The sequence below is a fragment of the Methyloprofundus sp. genome (assembly GCF_965251085.1).
Classification (GTDB): Bacteria; Pseudomonadota; Gammaproteobacteria; order Methylococcales; family Methylomonadaceae; genus Methyloprofundus.
On record NZ_OZ252594.1, the window covers coordinates 2,539,887 to 2,560,236 of the forward strand.

Annotated in this window: 18 protein-coding genes; 4 read left to right on the forward strand and 14 right to left on the reverse strand. The window is 42.5% G+C overall.

The annotated features are described in order from the left end of the window. Positions 1-27: 27 nt before the first annotated feature. Positions 28-1,938: a DmsC/YnfH family molybdoenzyme membrane anchor subunit gene (locus tag ACQY3F_RS11745; protein ID WP_428355041.1), complete on the forward strand. Its 1,911-nt coding sequence runs from the start codon at positions 28-30 to the stop codon at positions 1,936-1,938. A gap of 225 nt (positions 1,939-2,163) precedes the next feature. Here the strand turns inward: ACQY3F_RS11745 and ACQY3F_RS11750 are convergent, their stop codons facing one another. Next, complete coding sequence (locus ACQY3F_RS11750; protein ID WP_428355043.1) at positions 2,164-2,946, reverse strand: DUF4113 domain-containing protein; 783 nt, start codon at positions 2,944-2,946, stop codon at positions 2,164-2,166. A gap of 124 nt (positions 2,947-3,070) precedes the next feature. Between ACQY3F_RS11750 and ACQY3F_RS11755 the strand changes: the two genes are divergently transcribed. Continuing rightward, complete coding sequence (locus tag ACQY3F_RS11755; protein WP_428352976.1) at positions 3,071-4,432, forward strand: IS1380 family transposase; 1,362 nt, start codon at positions 3,071-3,073, stop codon at positions 4,430-4,432. Between the two features lie 198 nt (positions 4,433-4,630). On the opposite strand, the gene ACQY3F_RS11760 is transcribed toward ACQY3F_RS11755, so the two are convergent. Genes ACQY3F_RS11760 through ACQY3F_RS11785 form a run of 6 tightly spaced genes read right to left on the reverse strand, consistent with a single transcriptional unit; the run spans position 4,631 to position 8,046 of the window. Then, positions 4,631-4,951, reverse strand: a complete 321-nt coding sequence (locus ACQY3F_RS11760) for a hypothetical protein (protein WP_428357673.1) — start codon at positions 4,949-4,951, stop codon at positions 4,631-4,633. A gap of 33 nt (positions 4,952-4,984) precedes the next feature. Next, positions 4,985-6,682 carry an IS66 family transposase gene (gene tnpC / locus ACQY3F_RS11765; RefSeq protein WP_428354273.1) on the reverse strand — a complete coding sequence of 566 codons (1,698 nt, stop codon included), beginning with the start codon at positions 6,680-6,682 and terminating at the stop codon, positions 4,985-4,987. Next, positions 6,666-7,031: an IS66 family insertion sequence element accessory protein TnpB gene (gene tnpB / locus ACQY3F_RS11770; protein WP_428353150.1), complete on the reverse strand. Its 366-nt coding sequence runs from the start codon at positions 7,029-7,031 to the stop codon at positions 6,666-6,668. The genes tnpC and tnpB overlap by 17 nt, the downstream gene beginning before the upstream one ends. After that, entirely contained in the window at positions 7,028-7,345 is a 318-nt protein-coding gene (tnpA, locus tag ACQY3F_RS11775) for an IS66 family insertion sequence element accessory protein TnpA (RefSeq protein ID WP_428352923.1), read from the reverse strand. Before tnpA ends, tnpB begins: the two co-directional genes overlap by 4 nt. Before the next feature lie 42 nt (positions 7,346-7,387). Then, positions 7,388-7,642, reverse strand: coding sequence for a hypothetical protein (locus ACQY3F_RS11780; protein WP_428355045.1), 255 nt, complete (start codon positions 7,640-7,642; stop codon positions 7,388-7,390). Next, positions 7,639-8,046, reverse strand: coding sequence for a LexA family protein (locus tag ACQY3F_RS11785; protein WP_428357674.1), 408 nt, complete (start codon positions 8,044-8,046; stop codon positions 7,639-7,641). The genes ACQY3F_RS11780 and ACQY3F_RS11785 overlap by 4 nt, the downstream gene beginning before the upstream one ends. A gap of 760 nt (positions 8,047-8,806) precedes the next feature. On the opposite strand from ACQY3F_RS11785, the gene ACQY3F_RS11790 reads away from it, so the two are divergent. Continuing rightward, positions 8,807-9,310, forward strand: coding sequence for an SOS response-associated peptidase (locus ACQY3F_RS11790; RefSeq protein ID WP_428355047.1), 504 nt, complete (start codon positions 8,807-8,809; stop codon positions 9,308-9,310). A gap of 400 nt (positions 9,311-9,710) precedes the next feature. Here the strand turns inward: ACQY3F_RS11790 and ACQY3F_RS11795 are convergent, their stop codons facing one another. Beyond that, positions 9,711-11,507 (reverse strand): putative transposase, encoded by a 1,797-nt coding sequence (locus ACQY3F_RS11795; protein ID WP_428357611.1) that lies wholly within the window; start codon positions 11,505-11,507, stop codon positions 9,711-9,713. Then, on the reverse strand, positions 11,504-11,968 hold the full coding sequence (locus ACQY3F_RS11800; protein ID WP_428353676.1) for a hypothetical protein: 465 nt from the start codon (positions 11,966-11,968) through the stop codon (positions 11,504-11,506). Before ACQY3F_RS11800 ends, ACQY3F_RS11795 begins: the two co-directional genes overlap by 4 nt. A gap of 417 nt (positions 11,969-12,385) precedes the next feature. On the opposite strand from ACQY3F_RS11800, the gene ACQY3F_RS11805 reads away from it, so the two are divergent. Further along, a complete protein-coding gene (locus ACQY3F_RS11805) occupies positions 12,386-12,760 on the forward strand; it encodes a hypothetical protein (protein ID WP_428355048.1) in 375 nt (124 codons plus the stop codon). A 249-nt stretch (positions 12,761-13,009) separates the two neighbouring features. Here ACQY3F_RS11805 and ACQY3F_RS11810 read toward each other — a convergent pair whose 3' ends face one another. The 5 genes from ACQY3F_RS11810 to ACQY3F_RS11830 form a co-directional block, all read right to left on the reverse strand. Further along, positions 13,010-14,788 (reverse strand): phospholipase D-like domain-containing protein, encoded by a 1,779-nt coding sequence (locus tag ACQY3F_RS11810; RefSeq protein WP_428355049.1) that lies wholly within the window; start codon positions 14,786-14,788, stop codon positions 13,010-13,012. Between the two features lie 62 nt (positions 14,789-14,850). After that, the gene (locus ACQY3F_RS11815; protein ID WP_428355050.1) at positions 14,851-15,771 is read right to left on the reverse strand and encodes an endonuclease/exonuclease/phosphatase family protein; all 921 of its coding nucleotides are present in this window, start codon (positions 15,769-15,771) and stop codon (positions 14,851-14,853) included. 275 nt (positions 15,772-16,046) lie between these two features. Continuing rightward, the gene (locus tag ACQY3F_RS11820; RefSeq protein WP_428355051.1) at positions 16,047-16,898 is read right to left on the reverse strand and encodes an META domain-containing protein; all 852 of its coding nucleotides are present in this window, start codon (positions 16,896-16,898) and stop codon (positions 16,047-16,049) included. 74 nt (positions 16,899-16,972) lie between these two features. Further along, positions 16,973-18,139 carry an ABC transporter substrate-binding protein gene (locus ACQY3F_RS11825; protein ID WP_428355052.1) on the reverse strand — a complete coding sequence of 389 codons (1,167 nt, stop codon included), beginning with the start codon at positions 18,137-18,139 and terminating at the stop codon, positions 16,973-16,975. A gap of 62 nt (positions 18,140-18,201) precedes the next feature. Continuing rightward, positions 18,202-20,094 carry a TIGR00341 family protein gene (locus ACQY3F_RS11830; RefSeq protein WP_428355054.1) on the reverse strand — a complete coding sequence of 631 codons (1,893 nt, stop codon included), beginning with the start codon at positions 20,092-20,094 and terminating at the stop codon, positions 18,202-18,204. Between the last annotated feature and the right edge of the window lie 256 nt (positions 20,095-20,350).

A 20,350-nucleotide genomic window follows, 5' to 3' on the forward strand; every position in this document is an offset into this window, starting at 1 on the left:
CGCAGAGCGTGGGAACGAGAACAAAAAATGATTAAAGTAAGAAGTGACGAGCCTGAATACGCCTATCTTTGGGATAAAGAAACCAAAGAAAAGAACCGCTATGGAAAAAATATTGAACTCACCGAGGAAGGTGACGAGCGCAGAAATAAAAGCCTCAATATCAATGGTGATGATGGCATAGGAGACAACCCAAATCGTAATAAACAGCATGGTTTTTTTCTTAATGCCGATAACTGTATCGGATGCCATGCCTGTGAAGCGGCCTGTAGTGAGAAAAACGATACCCCAGCACATATCTCGTTCCGATCGGTCGGTTATGTTGAAGGCGGTACTTACCCAGATTATCAGCGCCTGAATATTTCTATGGCATGTAATCATTGTGATGATCCGGTTTGTCTGACAGGCTGCCCAACGCGCGCCTACACCAAATTCACTGAATATGGCGCAGTATTACAGGACCCTGACATCTGTTTTGGTTGCGGTTACTGTACCTGGGTTTGCCCATATAATGCACCTCAGCTAGACCCTGTCAAAGGTGAAGTCAGTAAATGTAATATGTGTGTTGATCGTCTTGAGGTTGGCCTAAAGCCCGCTTGCGTCAGTGCCTGTTTAGGTAATGCCTTGGATTTCGGCGTGATTGAGAATATCCCTGAAAAACGTGATCAGGCAATTGCTGAAATCCCTGGCTTTCCTACCACAGATATTACCAATCCCAATATTCGCTTTCAGCAAAAAAAGCAGAATCATCGTGAAATGACCCGTACCGACTCGATGCCTCTGAAATACCATAGAGATGACAACGAAGGGAAATACAAGCCCGTTGTTGATGAGAAAATGGGCCGCGCGAAACATTGGAACCTGCGCTCATTACTGACCAGCCATGAAAGTGCGCATGTGATTTTCACCTTGTTTACCCAAGCGACTGTCGGTGCCTTTTTAATGCTGATATTAGGCTCTGCTATGGATTTACCAGGCTTTGCCTTGTTATCGGAATACAGCATACACATCAGTCTGGTTGCTACGATCTTTATACTAAGTACTATTGGTCTGTATAAACTAAATATGCATTTAGGCAAACCACATCGTTTTTATCGCGGTTTTAACAACTTAAGACTATCACCGGTCAGCCGCGAAATCGCGGGTGTTTCAATGTTTTATACCGGCTTACTTGGCTACGCATTTTTTGCACTTTTCGATATGCCTATGCTCAATATTGTTGCCGATATTTTTGCTTATTTAGCCGTAATCAGTGGCCCGATCGGTTTATATTTCATGTATAAGCTTTACCGTATTCCAGCTCGTCCTTTCTGGGATCATTTACAAACCGGGACTGCTTTTCTGGGCTCCATGCTCAGCTTGGGTGCCTTGATTATTGCTGTTGTTAGTCTCATATTGTTACCTTTATCAACAATGGCCGGACTGATTCAAACACTGGCTATTATAATCACAGCCGGCTTATTTATCGAAAGTATCGGCCATATTATTCATGCCCGTGATATGCAGACAATTGAAAATGAAGGCGCTGCTTCTTATTACCGCCAAACAACTCAATATGGTAAATCCTATCGTTTACGCAATGGTTTATTAGCTTTTAGCCTGCTTATTTCTGCGAGTATTATTTATACCGGCTTATCCGCTACCTCAGGTTTAGTGCTTGCGGGTTTATTGGCGCTAGCGATGATTTTTATGGCGGCTTTCGGGCGTTCATTATTCTTTGTACTGGTTATTCCCACAACCATGCCTGGCGCGTTTTTCTGGAAAAATGACGGTTTTGTTGATCATGCCCGTGAAACAGGTCTGGCTGAAGCAGAACAAGTCGGTGTCGTTTACGAAAGGCATCACGCCTTTAAAGTAGATGAGTTAATGCAAACCATTAAAGAAAACTCTCTCAAAGATATGTTTGCACATGTGTTATGGATATTCGGTAAAAAACAGTAAAAAACCCAGACCAATCCGGGTGCGCTACAGCTATAGTGCACCCGCCTCGTTATACTTCGCGCGGTTACGGATGCGGAGCATATCAGCTATTGCCACTGTAGATTGATGCCCGATCCATTGCATATTTATTCCGAGTGGCATCTCGATAAGGAAACAAGCTCCGAATAGACGCGGAATTTAGCTTATGCTTAATCCTAGAAAAATCAGTTGCTCACGATTTCTAGGTTAATGACACTTTACCAGCAGCAGTTCATTCCAGTCGGTTGTATAGTGCCTGGATAGAAGTTTTACCGGGCTTTGCCAATTATTCCCCATTTGCGCAGCACTGACGCTAATACCCTTGGGAAAGCGCTGATTAATTTTATCCATAGTCAGCATCAGTCCATTGCTTTTACTCTGTTGACTTTCTGGTAAATCAAACAAGTCTAACTGGCCTGGCATGGTGGCTGGCTGAATCTGCCCCAGGGTAATACCGCATTGTTGATAGCGGTAACCTGATTTAAAAATTTCCTGTAATAATTTTTTTGCGTTGCTGATAATTTTACGCGTATCACTGCTTGCCTGATGCAGCACCATGCGGATTGAACGCTGATATTGTGGTTCATTATCATTATGCGTATTAGTGCGAATAAACACGCTGATAGATCCGGCAACAGACCCTTGTTTACGCAATTTTTCTGCGGCTCTACTGGCAAAACTAGCCAACGCCTCTGCCAATTCATGATATTGCGTTAAACGCCTGCTAAAGCTACGCGAGCAAACAATTTGCTGTTTATCAGGGATAATTTCTTCCAGTGACAAACAACTGATACCCTTTAATTCCATCACCGTTCTGGCAATAACTATATTAAACTGTGCTTGTATACTGTCTACTGGCTGTGTTGCTAAATCATAAACCGTGTTAATCCCCATTAGCTGCAAACGCTTACTGGTCTGCCGCCCTATTCCCCAGATTTCATTAACAGGCACCAGGCGCATCAGTTTTTCTCTACGAACAGGATCAGACAAATCCAGTACCCCGCCAGTTTTATGCCACCTAAATCCTGCAAGCATTATACATAATAATCCACAAAACTCCTTATTAAACAATGATATAATATCATTTTCCTGATTTCACTATCTCATTGTTTTAATGAAGCCCTCTAAAGTATCAAAATCCTCATCTCACGTAAGAAACCGTACCCGAACGGTAAAAATGACATCTACAGCACATGGATTGACAAGCCAGGCGGGACTGATTCCCGTCGTGAAATATTTAGACAGGATAGGTTTTGAAAAAACCGTAAAACAAAGCGTTCCACATCGGCGGGGTGAAAATGCAGACCATCACTTATCTGATGTGGTTCTATTGACGTTGGTTGGCATGATGGGGGGAGCAACATCAATGGCAAAGGTGACGACCGTATGGGCAGATAGCGTACTGCGCAAAGTAGCTGGCTGGATAAAGATTCCTGTTGAAACCACAATTTTACGGATCTTTAAAGAAGTAAGTGATAGGCAGATAAGCCAGTTTGAAACGCTCACGCATACTTTGCGTGGTCAACACTGGCGGCGATTGCTTCGTTCCGGAAAATCGAAAACTGGCATACAATCCGTCCAGTGGGTCGATGTCGATTCAACTGTGGACACCGTTTGTGGTCGACAAGAAGGAAGTGCCAAAGGCTTCAACCCCAAAAAGAAAGGTGCCCGTTCATACCATCCACAACTCGCTTTTCTAGCGGAAACAAAAGAAATTTTACAAGCCTGGTTCCGGACAGGCAATGCCTTTACAAGCAATGGTGTTGTAGAATTTACCAAACAGTTACTTGCACACTTGCCCAATCGGATGCGCATTATTTTTCGCGGTGACAGTGGTTATTTTGTCGGTGATTTGCTTGAATTTCTCGATACCAGAGGGCATGGGTATCTAATAAAGGTTAAACTTAAGAATTTGAACGCATTGCTGGCCAAACAGGCCTGGACAGCCATACAAGGCCGACCCGGTTGGGAGCAGAGCGAGTTTCAATATCGTTGTGGTGGCTGGTCTCGCTCTCGTCAGTTTGTCGCGGTCAGGATAAAGCAACCTAAACAAGTGACAGGACCTCAGTCCGAGCTTTGGGATACGGCAGAATATGACTATTTTTGTTATGTAACAACTGAACCTCTATCGCCTTGGCAAACACATAAGAAGTATGGTGAACGAGCGACGTGCGAAACATGGATTGAAGAAGCAAAATCACAAATGGGTTTAGGTAAAATCAGAACGAATCAATTTCTGGCTAATGCCGCATTATTTCATTGCGCCGTTCTTGCCTACAATACCGTGCGCTGGATGGCTCAATTGAGTGGCAACAAAACGTTGTGCCAATGGGAGCCGGATACACTTCGTACTTATCTGATTCGGGTGGCTGGAAAATTACTCACAGGCAATAATCAGCTGAGAGTCAGAACACCTGCAGGTCCGCTCTATCCACAGGAATGGGATGATTGGGTTAAGGTGGGGTTACTCGCTTAACATTAACCGAAGTTAAGTCACTTTGATTAAAAGGTCATGGCACGTTGGCAGGGTGTTTATTGCCTTGGGCTCGGGGGATATCCATACGATACAAAAAATTTCCTCTATTTATGATTTAAATCTGGATATTTTGATCGGTTGGACAAAGAGGGCTGGCAAAGCGGCAGTAAAAACCTAATAACCACTTAGCTAGACAGGTTAATGAGAGTCAAAATATGGGCTTGCAGGATTTAGGTGCCATTTTTTAGCGGCATAATTAGCAAGCTTGGCTAAGGTTTTCGTAGGTCCCATGCCTACACAGACAGGAACCCCCGTCGACCGATATACGGCTTTTTTTATTTGCTGTGCATATGCGCTAGAGTTATGCGAACAAAGATTAGTTAAATCGAGAAAGGATTCATCAATCGAATACACTTCAATCTGCGCACTATAAGGCTCCAGGCATTGCATAACCCGCTCGGACATATCTGCGTAAAGCGCGTAATTAGAGGAAAATAAGCGAATGTTATGGCGCTTGATTAAAGTAAGCGCTCAACGAAGCACGTACTTGCCCTATTCAGGCGTATCTGATTTTTTAATATTCCAGGGCAACAAAGCCTCCACTTTATCAACCGTATCAGCATAAGGTAAAGCAGTGAGAACCTGCTTAAGATATGCATAAGGCTCCAGCCCATTTGCTTTAGCTGTTTCTATCAGGCTGTAATGTATTGCACTGGCACGAGCACCTGCAGGGGTATCAGAAAATAACCAGGCTTTGCGCCCTATCACAAACGGGCGAATCGCATTTTCTGCCAGGATGTTGCTAATATTGAGTTCACCATGGGTGCAATACACATTGAGTTTTTCCCACTGGTTACTCAGGTAAGTCATTGCCTTTCCTGTCAGGCTATCTTTAGGTACTTTATGCTGGTTTTCTTCCAGATAGGCTTTGAGCTGGTTCAATACAGGAATGCTCTTCTCCTGGCGCTGCTGATATTTTTCATCCACTGACAGGTCTTTAATTTCTCGCTCAATGACATACAGTTTATTGATCAGGCTCAGCGCTTTACCTGCTTTTGAGGGTTTGTTATTTTGTCCCTTTTTGCGTTTAGGCTGTGCATTCTGGGCATCTTTAAAATAACGACGCGCATGATCCCAGCACCCCAGCTGGGTGATGCTGTTTTTTTGGCACACGGCATTGTACCCCGCATAGCCATCGGTTTGCAGATAGCCACTAAAGCCGTCAAGCAGGCGCATGGGGACGTCTCCACTACGAGAGGGATCGTATTCAAACAGGATGCTTTTTTCACCCGGTGGCCCGCCAAGCGTCACCCACATATATTTATCTGAGGTCGCTGGCCGCCCCGGTTCTTTTAATACCTGAACCCGCGTTTCATCAGCGAGTATGACTGCCCCTGTGTGTTGATGCTCTCGCATCAGGTTAATCAGGGGCTGAAGTTGTTTAGCCAGTGCGATCATCCAGTTTGCTAATGTCGCTCTGGAGATGTCACCCCCATAACGAGACAAGATGCCTTCTTGCCGATATAAAGGTAAGCCGTCAGCATACTTGGCGATAATAACAAAGCACATTAAACTGATGCTTCCCATTGCTCTGGCAATAGGGTGTCTGGGCATTTGTGCGGCTTTAACCTGGCGTTGTTTTTCGCCTTCAATCTGTTTGATAAAGACCGCTTTTTCCTGCATGTATTCAAGAACACGTACTTTAGCAGGAATAATATCCAGCTCTTCTTTCACTTTAGTAAAGAAAGTATCAATAGCACCTTCTTTTTCTTCATCGGTTAAATAAATAAAAATTTGCTCGCGAGGTAACTTATCTGAGAAGGGTTTGCGTCCCGGCTTTTTCTTGGTGCCAGTAGAACTTGTTTGTTTTTCGTCCTCAGGTGCTTCATCAGCCTCCAGGTCTAGCTCCTCATCGCTATCCGCTTCATTCTCTGCTTCATCAAACAAAGAGGATTGATGAGATTGTTCACTGGATGATCCAAAGCGTTTTATTTTAGATAAGCGTAGTACCTCTTCCAGAATAAGGATGCGTTTTTTCTGTTCGGAAATCACCCCAGACTTAACTTCAATCACACGCGTCAGTTCATCAATAGCCTGTTTTTTTTCAAGCAACAAAGCAACACTCTCCGACAGCAAAGAACCGGCTTTATCTTGTTGTTTTATATTTGAAATATCGGCTAAAATCATGGCTTTATTATAGCATTTATAGTGGCAATAATGAACACAAAAACAGCTAAAAAACAGACTCATATTGAAGTTTTTTATGACCTTTCATCGCGCTAATATCAAAGCCATCCAGCAGCCAGTTTAACGGCTGGCCTGTTAAGGTTAATGTCTCTTCCTCACCCTTAGGCCACTTAAATGTTTCTTCTACCAATGACTTGTAATAAAGGACAAAACCATTATCTTCCCAAAACAGGCATTTAATCTTATTCCGCCGTTTATTCGTAAAGGCATAGAGAGCCCCCTCAAAAGGATTATGCCCTAACTCACATTCAACAATCGCCGATAAGCCCCGATGTGACTTACGAAAATCAATGGGCTGCCGATACAGATACACTTCTGTCAAAGACAGAGAGGGACGCATAACAACCGTCATCGCAACAGCTCAAGCAGTGGTTGAATACACGGCATAGTATCCTGCGTAATACCTTCCAACCGAATACCATCATTAAATTGCAAAGATAATCCTGGGACTGGCGCAGATGAACGATCCCCGTCAACCCGAATACGTGTAAACCCTGTAGGGGAAGTAGTCGGCTTTACAGTCGATTTACGTTTCCAGTAGCCTAACTTTTGCGGACATAAATCATGCTGTCGACAATAAGCTACCTGTGATTGGCCTGATGCCTGCCAGTGCTCTATGTGAATAGGCCAGAAAGTCTTTGCCTGTATTTTTTCTAACGCTGCCATTTAAAATTCCCCGTGGTATTTAACAATGGGGATAGTTTGGCATTAATCTGAGTTGCCGTGAAGTACGCTGACTATTGAGCGCTTACTGATTAAATGTTCAACCTGATACACGGGCACAGCCATTTTAATGCCGAGATCCTTAACTTCCTGATTGCGCGCGACGATACAGCCATCATTATTACTCAGCACTGCTACCGGTTTATTCCATAGATCGGGACGGAATACCCGCTCACAGCTTACATAGAAATTATTACAATCCACTAATGCGATCAGCTTAGAGGCTGCTGAGGTTTTCATAGTGGATGAATAACATTAGTGACTACGCCCCAGATTACCAGCTCAACATATTCCTGCACGATAATATCCGCATAAGCTGGGTTTTCAGCTTGCAGAACAATTTCCCTGTCTATACTTTTTAAGCGCTTTACCGTAAGCTCTCCATTTAATGCGCAGATAACAATTTTCCCCACTACCGGTTCAAGCGAGCGATCTACCACTAAAATATCATTGGGATGTATACCTGCTCCCAGCATAGACTCTCCCTCCGCGCGGACAAAAAAAGTCGCAGCAGGCTTTTGAATCAGCAGGTCATTCAAATCCAGCGTTTTTTCTATATAATCATCTGCTGGCGAAGGAAATCCGGCTGAGACCTTGCCATTAAATAACGGTAACTGTAAATCACTGAGAGTTTGAGCAGGCAAGCTAACAGCCGAAAAATCAGTGACTTCGCCATGCACCGTCTGCTTACGTAAGCCGAGCATAATCTTAACTTGCGGGAGCATACTTTCGGGAACACGGATAGCGCGAGTACTTTCACCATACACGGAAGAGCCTTTTTTACGCCCTGCCCCAGAGCGGGCACCACCACGTTTACTACTAGTTGTATCGGACATAAGTACACCATAAAAAAATCATTTAGAAAAGTGTACAGTATTCTTAATAAAACAAGCAAGCCCTTCTTTTCGATATCTATTACAATGCAATAATCCTAGAAACCGCAGTTGAGCAGGGATTTTGTGGAAAATCTGAGTGCGAAAGACAAGACACAGCTAGCGGGCAATGGCCGTAGCACTTGGCAATAAGCTGTAACGCAGTATTTCGCGCGCAGATTTATTCACAAAACCGTGAAGCGGAGTCTGTTCACCCTGCAGGTGTTAAGTTCAGACCACCTGAACTCTAGGATAATAACTTGATGCCAATGCTTGATATGTAGGTTGGCGCTGAGCTTGCGAAGCCCAACAATCACTGTGCAATATCATGTTGGGCTTCGTATACTCAGCGCCAACGCACTTTAGTATCATCTGATTATCTTGTGAAAACGGTAAGCTTTTGATTTCTTTATGTCGAGATCAGGAGTTCTGAAGTTGTTACGGTCATTATGTTTTATATTCAAATGCTTAGAGTGTTTTTAGCGCTCAACTGCGGTTTTTAGGATAATGAATATATTTTTTAGAGGTAGCTATGTGTGGTCGATTTTACTTAACAGCAAGTCCCGAGCAGCTGAGAGACACGTTTCAGTTACCAGGTTTACCGCGCTATGCAACGATCTACAATATCCCACCCGGGCAAAAGATACTTAGCATCGTCAAGCTTGATGGTGGCCATTTTGAAGCCGTTAATTTGCACTGGGGGTTAATTCCACACTGGTCTAAAGACAACAAGATCAGCCATCATTTAATTAATGCCCGCGCAGAAACCTTCACTGAAAAACCCGCTTTTAGAAGCGTTTATAAACAGCGCCGTTGCCTTATTCCGGCTAGCGGGTTTTATGAATGGCAACCGTTAGAACAAGGTAAACAAGCCTACTGTATCAGCCGCACAGACGATCAATTAATTGCCTTTGCCGGACTTTGGGAATACTGGGAACAGGGTACCGAAACGGTTTATAGCTGCAGCATTATTACCCGTTCGGCAAATCACACGATAAGTCCCATACATCAACGTATGCCCGTTATCATAGCTTAGGAACGCGCACGAAATAACTTAAGCAACTCGCTGGTCTTTTTATCCGTCTTCTGCGTTGTAGAAACTGTTACGTAGCTGGCTATGCGCCTGTTTCTACGTCTTGAATACGAATAAAAACCCTGCGCCAGATGCTCAACTTATTCCGTGCGCGTTCCTAAGCAGTATTATAATGACTGGCTAGACAAACAATCTACTCTGCAAACAACAGAACACATATTGGCAAGCGATGGTTATCAGGAAATAGCAATCAAGCCGGTAAGTGACTGGGTAAATAACCCTCAACATAATGATCCTAAAAACATCAGTTGATGGCTATATTATTTAACAAGATTTTGAAAAAATTAGTTTTTTAGTACAGTCAGACATCTTGATTCAGACGAAACTAATTTGAGACCATTTCCTAATTTTTTGCGGATGAAGTCAGCTCATAAATTAAGCGCAGATCGGTTCCTGGATAATTGAGTTCCGTTTGATTGAGTTGTTCAAATAACTTTTCTATTGCTTTATTACTTGCAGGTCGGGAAGTACTATGCACACGTATCCGAAGTTGTTTTTTTACTTCATCGGGTAATATATCTGCTTCTGTCACAAACAGCGTTTGTAATAGTTGCCTTGCCATCGGAAAGTCGATTGTCGGTGAGGTTAGCAGAGCGGCCATTGCTGTTTCTGCCCGATAAGCGATCATGTTGACAGTATCTATCAGCCGCTTTTTCCCTGGCAGAAGCTGTTCGAACTTATCTTCGTCTCTCAACTCTTGCCAGGTAATGTGTTTGGGCGTTTGGCTTAGTTTTTCCTTGATGGTTTTTAGTTCATTTTCATAATGCTCTATTTCTTCGAGTAATTCTGCTCGTTTTCTTTCCCATTTCTTGTATTTCACATCTTCCGTTTCATCTTTTTTAATCACCGGATGAAGTTCCATCGCTGCAAATCGAGATAGACGGTAATTGAGTTTGGATTGTATCGAATTACGCTGTCCTTCCTGTTGGCGCCTATCAGGGTTGACCACCTTTTGGGTATCGGATAGTGGCTCTATTCCATACTCCTGTAGCATATCTAGCCCATAGTGGTGCTTCATATATCTAAAAAAGTTCTCTTGGCACCACCGGCTAAACATTCGCCCAGAAACAGCCGTCAATTCTAGTTCATAGGCTGTGGTAATAATACTGGTTTGGTGACCAGAATCAGTCAACTTGCGCACTTCTCTCATCCACATCGCCTGTTTTTTGGTTCCAACCAGACTGCCTCGTTCGGCGAGTTTCATGATGACTTTTTCACCACTCGGTAGGGTGATCTCCTGACTGGAAAAATTGTCCAGTGGCCAATTTTCGGTGGGAAATTTATGATAGGTCATGCAAGCGACACGATGCTTGTCCCACATCTTTCTAAAGAATGCGGGGCTATAGCCTTCTCTATCAAACACCAGGATAAAACGACAGGCTTGTTTGTTTTGCTGTAATGCTTGTGCACTCGGTTGATTCGGAATGTCTTTGAGTAATCGGGGGACGATATCTTCTTCCAGCGTTTTTAGTAAGCCCGGATCCACCGTTTTTTCAACGACAAAGAAGGGACGCCCCGTACCATCATTAACCCAGTAGTCGGTGATACCCCGTAAGCAGAGTTTTTCGCGTGAAACATGCCGTTTGGGAAGTTTAGTCAAGTGTCCATGATAGACACGGACATGACCATCTATGTAGAGTGTTCCTGCTGCCTCTGGTTCATTTTCCATCCATTGTCGACTGAGGTCGGCCGCCCAGCTTTCAACTGATTCTGGATCAGACAGTCCTTTTACTTTGGTTCTTAAACAGCGCACTTCGGGAACCCGATCCAGGCCAAGTAGTTTGCCGAATTCACCCGGTGCATGCTCGCGAAGTTGTTCGGCATTTTTGATGCGACATAGTCCCATAAAGGCGAGTAGCAATAGGATATGAAAGGTTTGATAATAACCTGTCAGTTTGCCAAGGTGGTGCTCAATGTCATTTAATAAGCCATTGCTAAGTAACGCGGGCAATGCACATAACACACCGCCTTTAGGAACATCTAAACAGGATTCGAATTCGATTGAGGCTCCCTTTTCCTGCTCACCCAAAGCCGCCTGGATTCGCTCTTCTACTCGAGTGCAGGCCGTACCGAGTGACTCGGCTGCACTGGCATCAATAATATCACGGGCTGATTTGGTACTGCCATCATTGGGGTCTATTGATACGGCAGACTTTTTTTTAAACGTCCATCACTGATCGCCTTGCGAAAGGTATCTGCCCGGATGCCTAATTCTTTAGCGGCTTCGTTAGGCGTCATACCTTGATCCAGATATTCCTGAGCTTGCTGCAAAACCTCAAGCGTAAAGAGTGGTCCTCCCTTGCGAGTCGGGCGAGGTTCAAAAAACGAATCAGCCCCTTTTTCTCGTAGTTGCCTTAATGAGCGCATAACACTACTTTTAGAGACACCAAAGGTTGTAATAATATCGATTGAACGACAGGAGCCGGTATTGATGAGTTGAGAGGTGTGAAGTCTAAATAATCTCTTATTGTCAGCCTGGTGAGAATAGATCGGGATACCGCCGAGGAAATAAAACCACTCATCATTTCGGTTATCAACACTGACCTGACCATTTATAATAGTCGTACCCTGAGGAATTATTGGGAGCATGAGTTGCTGCATTAATTGAATACCTCGTATGATATGAGGGCTTAGTTTAACCTAAATGAGTACCGTTTTCATTTCTTTAGCTGAAAATATCAATCATTTGACAATAATTCCCTAACCCTTTAATTATATTGCCTAGTTTAAGTTTTAATGGATTTCTTTCAGGATAGCGAATCAAGATGTCTGACAGTAGTGGCTCACACATTTGGTCAATGCTGCTGACTTAAGAATAAACTCCCTCTCCAGAGGGAGAAGGTTGGGATGAGGGGATTATAAATGCTTGATTTTATCCTCCTCACCCAACCCTCTCCAGCAAGAGAGGGCTTAAGTCAACAGCATTGACCCATTTGGTGGACCTATACCGCTTCACGGCTTTGTGAAGAAATCTATGCCCAACTGATGTTTTTAGGATGACCAGAACTATCTGACATAATGCCTTATTTACAAACCTTATTAGCAACAAAAGAACAACGCTACTCAGCTATCAGTACACTGATAATCACCTTGATTATCACTACTCCTCTGTGTGGTTTTCTGTTTCAGTGTGCTTGTGACTGGCCGTGGGCAGGGCTGGACTCCAAATGTAATTTTTATAAACCCCATGTAGAACATAAATGCCCCTGGTGTACATCTATGACCACCGGAATATTGTCTATAGGAGCTGCCATTATTGCCGGTGTATGGACCACAACCTCATTGTACGCAACTCAGAAAAGCATCAGGGTCATTACCCTGCGCATAGTATCTGGCGTTTTGGTATTTGTGTTGCTAGCATATTTAAGTGCGAGCTTTGTTGCTTTAACCTAGAAAAATCAGTTGCTCACGGTTTCTAGCACACGCTCTTGATTCCACAGCACTTCCAAAAAATGCCCGATTAACCTACGGGTGAATCTAAGATTTTTTAAAAGTATTATAATAACTCCATACCTTGCACTATAATTCCGCGCCCAACTGATTTTTCTAGGTTTATGGCAAAACTATCCGCTGGGTATAGGAAGCAGGCTATGACAACTGGATTGCAACAAGCTTCACGCTAAAAAAGTTTTTTCAAGCCTGTCACCTCAAAGTTTTGAATAGCCCTCGTTGTTTGCGTGTTGCGCTTGCTTTGCTAGTATCCAGAGCCATAAGCTGCTTACGCATTTCCAGCCACTCAGGACTTCCCCAGCGATAAGACTTGGCTTTCAGGTCGGCAAAAACTTGTTTTAAATCTGCAGCAAGCTCATCACCCTTGAAAAAATAACCAAATTCATTGTTGAATAGTCTGGAGCGATAATCAAAGTTTGAAGTACCGACATATCCCACATCACCAAAAACAACAGACTTTGCATGTAATTTTCCATAATGCTGATCCCCACCAAGTAACACAGAATCAAGTTTACCGGTCTGGTAAATTTTTAATCGCGGGTTATTAACACTCTTTTTCCATGCTTCGCTTTCAACTAGCTCAGGGTTAAACTCACCTTCTTCCAATCCAGACAGCCATTGTTCTAATAATTCGGGCGATAAAAGTAATTGCGGCGCGGTGTCCATATCAATAACCGCCTGAGCGCTAAAGTTATCACTGGTCAATACAGAGTTGGTAATAATTTCCACGCTACTTTGCGGATTTTCCTCCAGCCATCGATAAGTATTTTTTACCGTATCAAAGACGACATCACCTTCTGCATCATCATATCTAGCCAGAAAGTAGTAAGGTGAAGAAATACGTAGTGTTTTTACTGGCCCTACCATATGGGTAATCAGCGCGGTACTAATATTATGAATTGAATTAAGGTTTTGTTGCAGATTTTCTAGTGCATCAGTAACGACATTTTCATTGGTTAAATTATCAAGCTGATGTACCAGCTTGACCATTGAATTACTGTATCCGGTATTCAAGAAACTGGGCATTTTCGCTAGGCTTGTTTGTATTGCAGGTATATTTTTAACAAAATTCAGCTTTTCCTGTGCCTTGTCTTTCTCCTGTTGATAACCCCATTGGAACCAGGTGCTAGGGCGTAGTCTTCTGTTACCCGCATGAAGAAATAATAAAGTGTAGTAATGGGTGGTTAAAGTACCCACGCTCAGTTCTTTATTCTCAGTTTCCATATCCGGTCTGAGAACAATCTCAAGATCCTGATAGGCTGTTGGATCAGGTGAGCCATCTTCATTAATACCATAATAGGCTACCGATATATTGCGCCCACCTGTCATGATAATCGCTTTATCAGCGACATGACCATCTATCACAATCAGCTTATCATGTGAGCGGCGATTGATACGTACAAATGCCTTGGACAAAGCGTTAATGATCACGACTTGAATACGGGCTTTGTTAGGGGTCACTATACCCGCCTCATCTTTTATATAACCGGCTTTATCGGCACAGGTTTCCAGTGCTTTTAGTTCTTTATGGCTCGTATGTATTGAGCCAACAGAATCAACCATGAGTCGCACATCAACACCGCGTTTAACCGCATTACACAAAGCTCCTAGAATTGCATAACCCACCGTATCGCGCTTAAAAATATAATAAACCAGATCTACGGTGTATTGTGCATTTTCTATCATCCAGATTTTTGCCGCCAGAGAATTGACTGCATCCTGATAAGACGGGCCAATAATTTTACTGCGTACATGGTTGACTGGGATTTCTGCCATACTACCCACAGCGATGGGATCAAACAGCATCTCATCCGCAGGCACCCAGCTGCGTTGCTGGTAATTCATGGTGACAAAATCATCACTTTTTACTGCCTGCGGAACGATGGCAGGTTTATGGCTTAAATCCGCGCATGAACCAAGCAATAGAGCTGCAAGCAGAGCCACGATGATTTTTTCTGGATGGTTAGTCATAATCAAAGCATAGCAGTTATCGCTGATATTACTCTGTCGTTAAGCAAAACATTCTCTTATAGTTACTTATTATTATTTAATTGTATTTCAGCAACCACCATCAGATGGTCGGAGAGTTTATCTGGCAGCACTTTATAACTAACAAATGCCAGTTCACTGGAAATTAATATCCAGTCTAAGCGACTATCACTATCGCTATAAGTTGATAAATTATCTGCCTGCGGTTTATAGACTTGCAAGCCTCCCCTTTCAGCCAGTCGTTTAATAACCGACTTGTCCGCAAACCATTCACTATTAAAATCACCTAATATAATTACTGGGTTGTTCCTTGTAGACAAGAGTTCGCGCATTTCTGCTATTTGCTTTTCGCGCACCGTTTGTCGAGAAAAATCAAGATGCACAGAAACAATATCAATATCAATTTCTTTATCGGCAACTGGGTTCGGTTGCCACTTTATTCGGGTAAGTAAAAAACCTTTATTCAGTGTAGGCGGAGAGGGTTTAAAATTGTAAGCCAGCGTTTCGGCAACAGGCCAACGGGATATTACCGCTGTGCCATAGTTGAATAACCAGCTTTGTGCATTCACTGCCCGAAAATACCAGGGATAGCTTGTCTGGTTTGCTATAAATTCAACATGATCAAAGTCGCCACTCCAGCGGGAAGGACCATCCGCTTCCTGTAAGGCAACAACATCCGCATTTTGATTGACGATCGCACTAGCAATATCCTTTAGGTTCTGCTGAATCTGTTGTTTACTTAAGAAAATCTGGTTAGTCGCCTGTTTTCTTCCATGAGCAACATTTAGGCTGAGTATTTTCAGCACACCCGTATGGTTAGCCAGGTGATTAGCAATAGCAGGATCGCCCTGAAAACTACCTCCCTTAACTAATATATTCTCCTGTTTACTATTCGAAGCACACGATGCAGTCAATAACAGAAAAATAGCGAGTAAAAAACATTTTGCAGAGTTGTTAAACATCATACTCAGAATACCTGACCACAGCCTAATAAAATCAAAAGCATAGCAATTCATCAAAGATAATAAGGTGAGACTAAAATAGGTAGGATGCTGCTGAGGAACGAAGCGCATCTATCGCGAATGATGCGCTTCGTTCCTCAGCAGCATCCTACGAACCGTAATAAGTATCATACTATTTTCAGAGAGATCAAGTTATCTGATACTTGAAAAATTCAGGTGTCTTATTTTACAAGGCTATTAGCAAAGTATTCACTCGCTATACGCTTAACTCAGAAAAATCATGGCTGCTTTAAACTCAACATCAATGAGCCATTTGCATTGACTAAGCGCAATTTCTGCGCACGAATTTGATAATGTGTCACCTGTGTTAGCGCCTGTAATAATTGCTTTTCCTGAACCATTAAGTCATTTTCCGGGCAAAATTTACGCGTACTGCTAACAGGGCCAATCGTTAATTCACCAGCATTAATTTGATAGCTGGCAGTTAATGCATTACAGCCACTATTTCCGTGTAACTCGCCATCAATAAATTGCAAACTTGCTTGTCCAGTTTGCATACTACTGACCACACCGCCTGCACCATTGTTTATACCGGTCATCTGCCACACGGTATGCTCTAGGCTTAAGGGAGGTAAATTTTGATATATCAGGCGCACTTGTCGCTGTACATCTAATAATTGTAATTTATCGTCTTCAAACTGATAGAAATTAATATCTGCCAGATTTTTTAAATATTGATGTTCCTGTGCTGCTACCTTTTCTGGGCAGGCCATCATAGTTAAACCAGAATGAGAAATTTTCACCCCGTCTTCACCCATTAACTGATAGCTGGCAAAGTATCGGTTACAACCGGTACTGCCGGATATTTTCTGCCATGAAAATTCGATACTTACCGGGTTGTCTAGTAGTGTAGCCTGCATACCCTGCTCGGTAAAATAACTGACTAACTGCCATTGGTCTTCGGAAAGTGGATTATACATGCTTTTTCCTTCTTCAATATCTTTATCTGACATTGCGCCTGCTGACCTTATATTAGGCGGCTCTATTAGTTTCTCAGCCGCAGTGTTTCCGTTTGGTGTTGCACTGCAACCTTGCAGTAATATAAGAATAAATAATAGTTTTTTTTGCATAAGTGTTGTTCTTTTGAATTAAGTAATAAGAGTTGTTACTGCCACTGTTATAACGGCTCGAAACCTGTCTGATATTAATAAACCTGCACGATAAAATCCATCGTCCCATTATCTTTAATCGTATTGATAACCAGAGAGCGGTGAGACTGGCCTGTTGCATCGAAAGAAATAATCCCCTTGATGCCTTCAAACTTTTCTATACTGTGTATTGAATTATTAATGCAGATGCTTAATTGTTTAGATTGCAGGCATTGATTCATTGCATAGACTAATAACGCATAGCCTTCCATTCCCAGCGCACTATGCGTACCGAGACTTAGCATAGGAAGTCCCATCGCTTCTATCTGCTCTACCAATTGATGACCAAAATCAGTAAAGCGCATATCATAAGAAAAGGTATCCACGGCCAACATTCCATCAAGAAAACTCAAGGGGTATTTTGTTTGCGCTTTAACATTCGCCATAATACCATCACTTACCATAATCACAGGGTCCCAGTCTAACTCAGCTAGTGCCGTTTTGATTTCGAATAAATAATTTATATCGGCAGGTAAATACAATAGCTCCGGATCCCTGCTTTTTATTGTCTGCAGCATTTTCACATAGTCTTGCTCAACTGTAGTTATAGTGACCGTATCAGTAATCTCGCCGTCTACTTCCTTAAACTGCCGGGAAAATTCATTGGCTAAATATAAATAATGTGCATTCTCTGATTGAACCACGATAGCCACTCGATCGAGAAATAACTCATCGCGCACATAAAGCGCAGCAACTGAGGCCTGAAATGTATCATCAAAATTTAGCTGCATAACAAAAGAACTCTCTTTAGTAATATCAGGATGAGAGGCGAGAAGTGCAACCACTGGAATTTTATAGTGATCTGCCTTTTTAGCAACCGCTAACACAGAGTCACTATCCGAAAAGATCATAATCGCTGTCACTTTATGCTCTTCCGCCAATTCACGTAAGGCCTTAATTGATTGCTCGGGGTCTTCCCGATCATCAATCACAATTAATTCCAGTGCATCCCCATTTTTCAGATAAGGTCGTAATGCCTTACTGATTTCTATACCTTGCAGACCCGCTTGACCCTTTCCTTTGTTGACACCGCTAAAAGGTGCAATAATACCTACTTTGATCTTGCTACCACTAGGCGTAATTTTCGGCAAACTTTCATGTTTCATAAACCACGAGAATATCGCCAGCAAGGCTAACAATAAGAATAAATGAGTTAATTTCATATCTGATTTTAAGATTCTGGCTTGATGATGTAATCCTTGAAAAAAGGCTGATGCAGCGCTTGTTATAAATTATACGTGACCTTGATTCTTATAATCGGTTTACCAGGAAAATGTAGTTGTATTTTCTTTTTTAATTCCAGCATATCTTTCCGTGTGATTGTGCTGCGCATCAAAATTTCCGCTGTGACAATTTTGGGCTCATTGCCCCGATTCAGTTTTACTTTCTGAACGATAATATATTTTCCATTTACAAAAAAACGCTTTTTCTGAAAGGTCGACTCGAAAGAAATCTTTTCCACAATTTGGTCGTAAGAAGTATATAAAGGCACAGCTATAACCATAAACAAAACAAATACGATACTGAGTCCCCGCTTGGCATAAACTACGGGAGAGTAGCCTAGGAATCTAAAGGTCAAAGTAGCCGCGAGGGTAATACCAATCAAGTTGGTTGAAAATAATAGAAACGCCTGTAAGAAGAAATTTATATCCAGTCGACCAATTCCTATACCGGCAACAGCAAGTGGCGGTACCAATGCAACAGCGATAGCGACACCAGCCAGGCTTTGTATGATTTCCTTATATGACTTGGAATAAGCACCTGCGACACCCGAAACAATAGCCACAGCTAGGTCCAGTAAAGAAGGACTCAGCCGCGCAGTCATCTCATCGGTTATCATTTTATAGGGAAATAACTGCGTAATTAATGCGGATGCCAATAGAGCAAGCATAATCCCTAGAGCAATTTTATTAGCCGCATTTTTTAACAGCTCAATATTGCCACGCAATAAACCCATTGCCAGCGAAACAATCGGAGCCATTAAAGGTGCTAGTAACATGGCTCCGATAACCACAGCTGTACTGTCCTGAAAAAGCCCAATGGTTGCCAGCAAAGTGCTTAATATCATCAAGGTGACATAAATTGAACTCATCTTTGCGTCATCGCGCAAAGAAATAAATAACTCGCGGAACCGTTCTTCAGCAGCGTAAGCAAATATCGGGATATGCTTGAGACTAATTTGATCGAGCTCTTTGTCACTAGGAAGATTCGCGATTTTTACACTTTCCTTGGAATCTTTAGCCTTTTGACAATCTTTACTCTGTTTGTCCCCCACATTCAACCGAATGGCCTTCGGCAATACCTCACAATGCAATGGGGTCTGGGTCACACTGATATCATCGATAGTAACATTCAATTGAGGCTCAGTTGCGATATCGATTTGACTACTTTTAATATAACCTATGCCTGGAGGTAACCGATTTTTTTGACTGGACGAAGTCAGCATACGCAATAAGATTTTGCTATAGACAACGATAGAAATGGGAGAAAAAATCATCATTGAAATAGCTCCATCGTTAATGGTGCTATCATTTCCACTAAACTTTGACACCAAGCTTCCCTGATGCTGCTGAATTAGAATACAGCCACTGGCAGCTGTGGTAATTTTTTGCCCTTTGGCAGTAGTAAAGCAAAATTTTAAAAGCTTAAGTTTGAAACTTTTTTTAAACGAATCAATTAGAAACCGAACTTTACTTTTATCCGCGCTGGCATCAAGTAATGGTAGCCATCCGAGCGTTGCCTTATACAGTAAAATATGGTCATTGCAGAGTACTAGATCGACCGCCTGAGTATTCTCCCGGCAGGCAAGTTCAATAGCTTTATCTGCTTCAGCTGGCAGATTAAATGACTTGATTAACTTCTTTTCGCTTTTCTCCGGGATCAGAGCAATGCTAAAACCATACTCTAATGCAAATCTAAAAATCGCCTTAGTTTCGACCATGTCTCCGGCCATAATAACATGCGCAACCCCCTCTAAAGACGCTTGGGGATTGAGCAATAAGCGATCATAAGAAATTGTATTAAACTGGGTACCAAAAGCATTGCTTTGCAACTGCTCAAGTAAAACTTCGGTTTTTTCAGTATAAACAAACAGGGCAAAATTTACATAAGTGGTCATTAATTTTTTCTCATGCGTTAGCGCAAATTAAGTTACAGAATAGCTTATATTAATTCCTGATTACCCATGACTCTCAGCCATTCTCCGTCATTCCTGCAAGCTTTTAGCAGGAATCTCATGGGTTTAGTACAGATTCCCGATAAAGCTTGTGCCCACGCAGTTTGACTGGGTAGACTTATCAAGGTATAATAGACAGTTACCCAACTGCCCCTCAAACAGATCCCAGCGTGCGGAATTACCGCACTGGGCTCTTCTG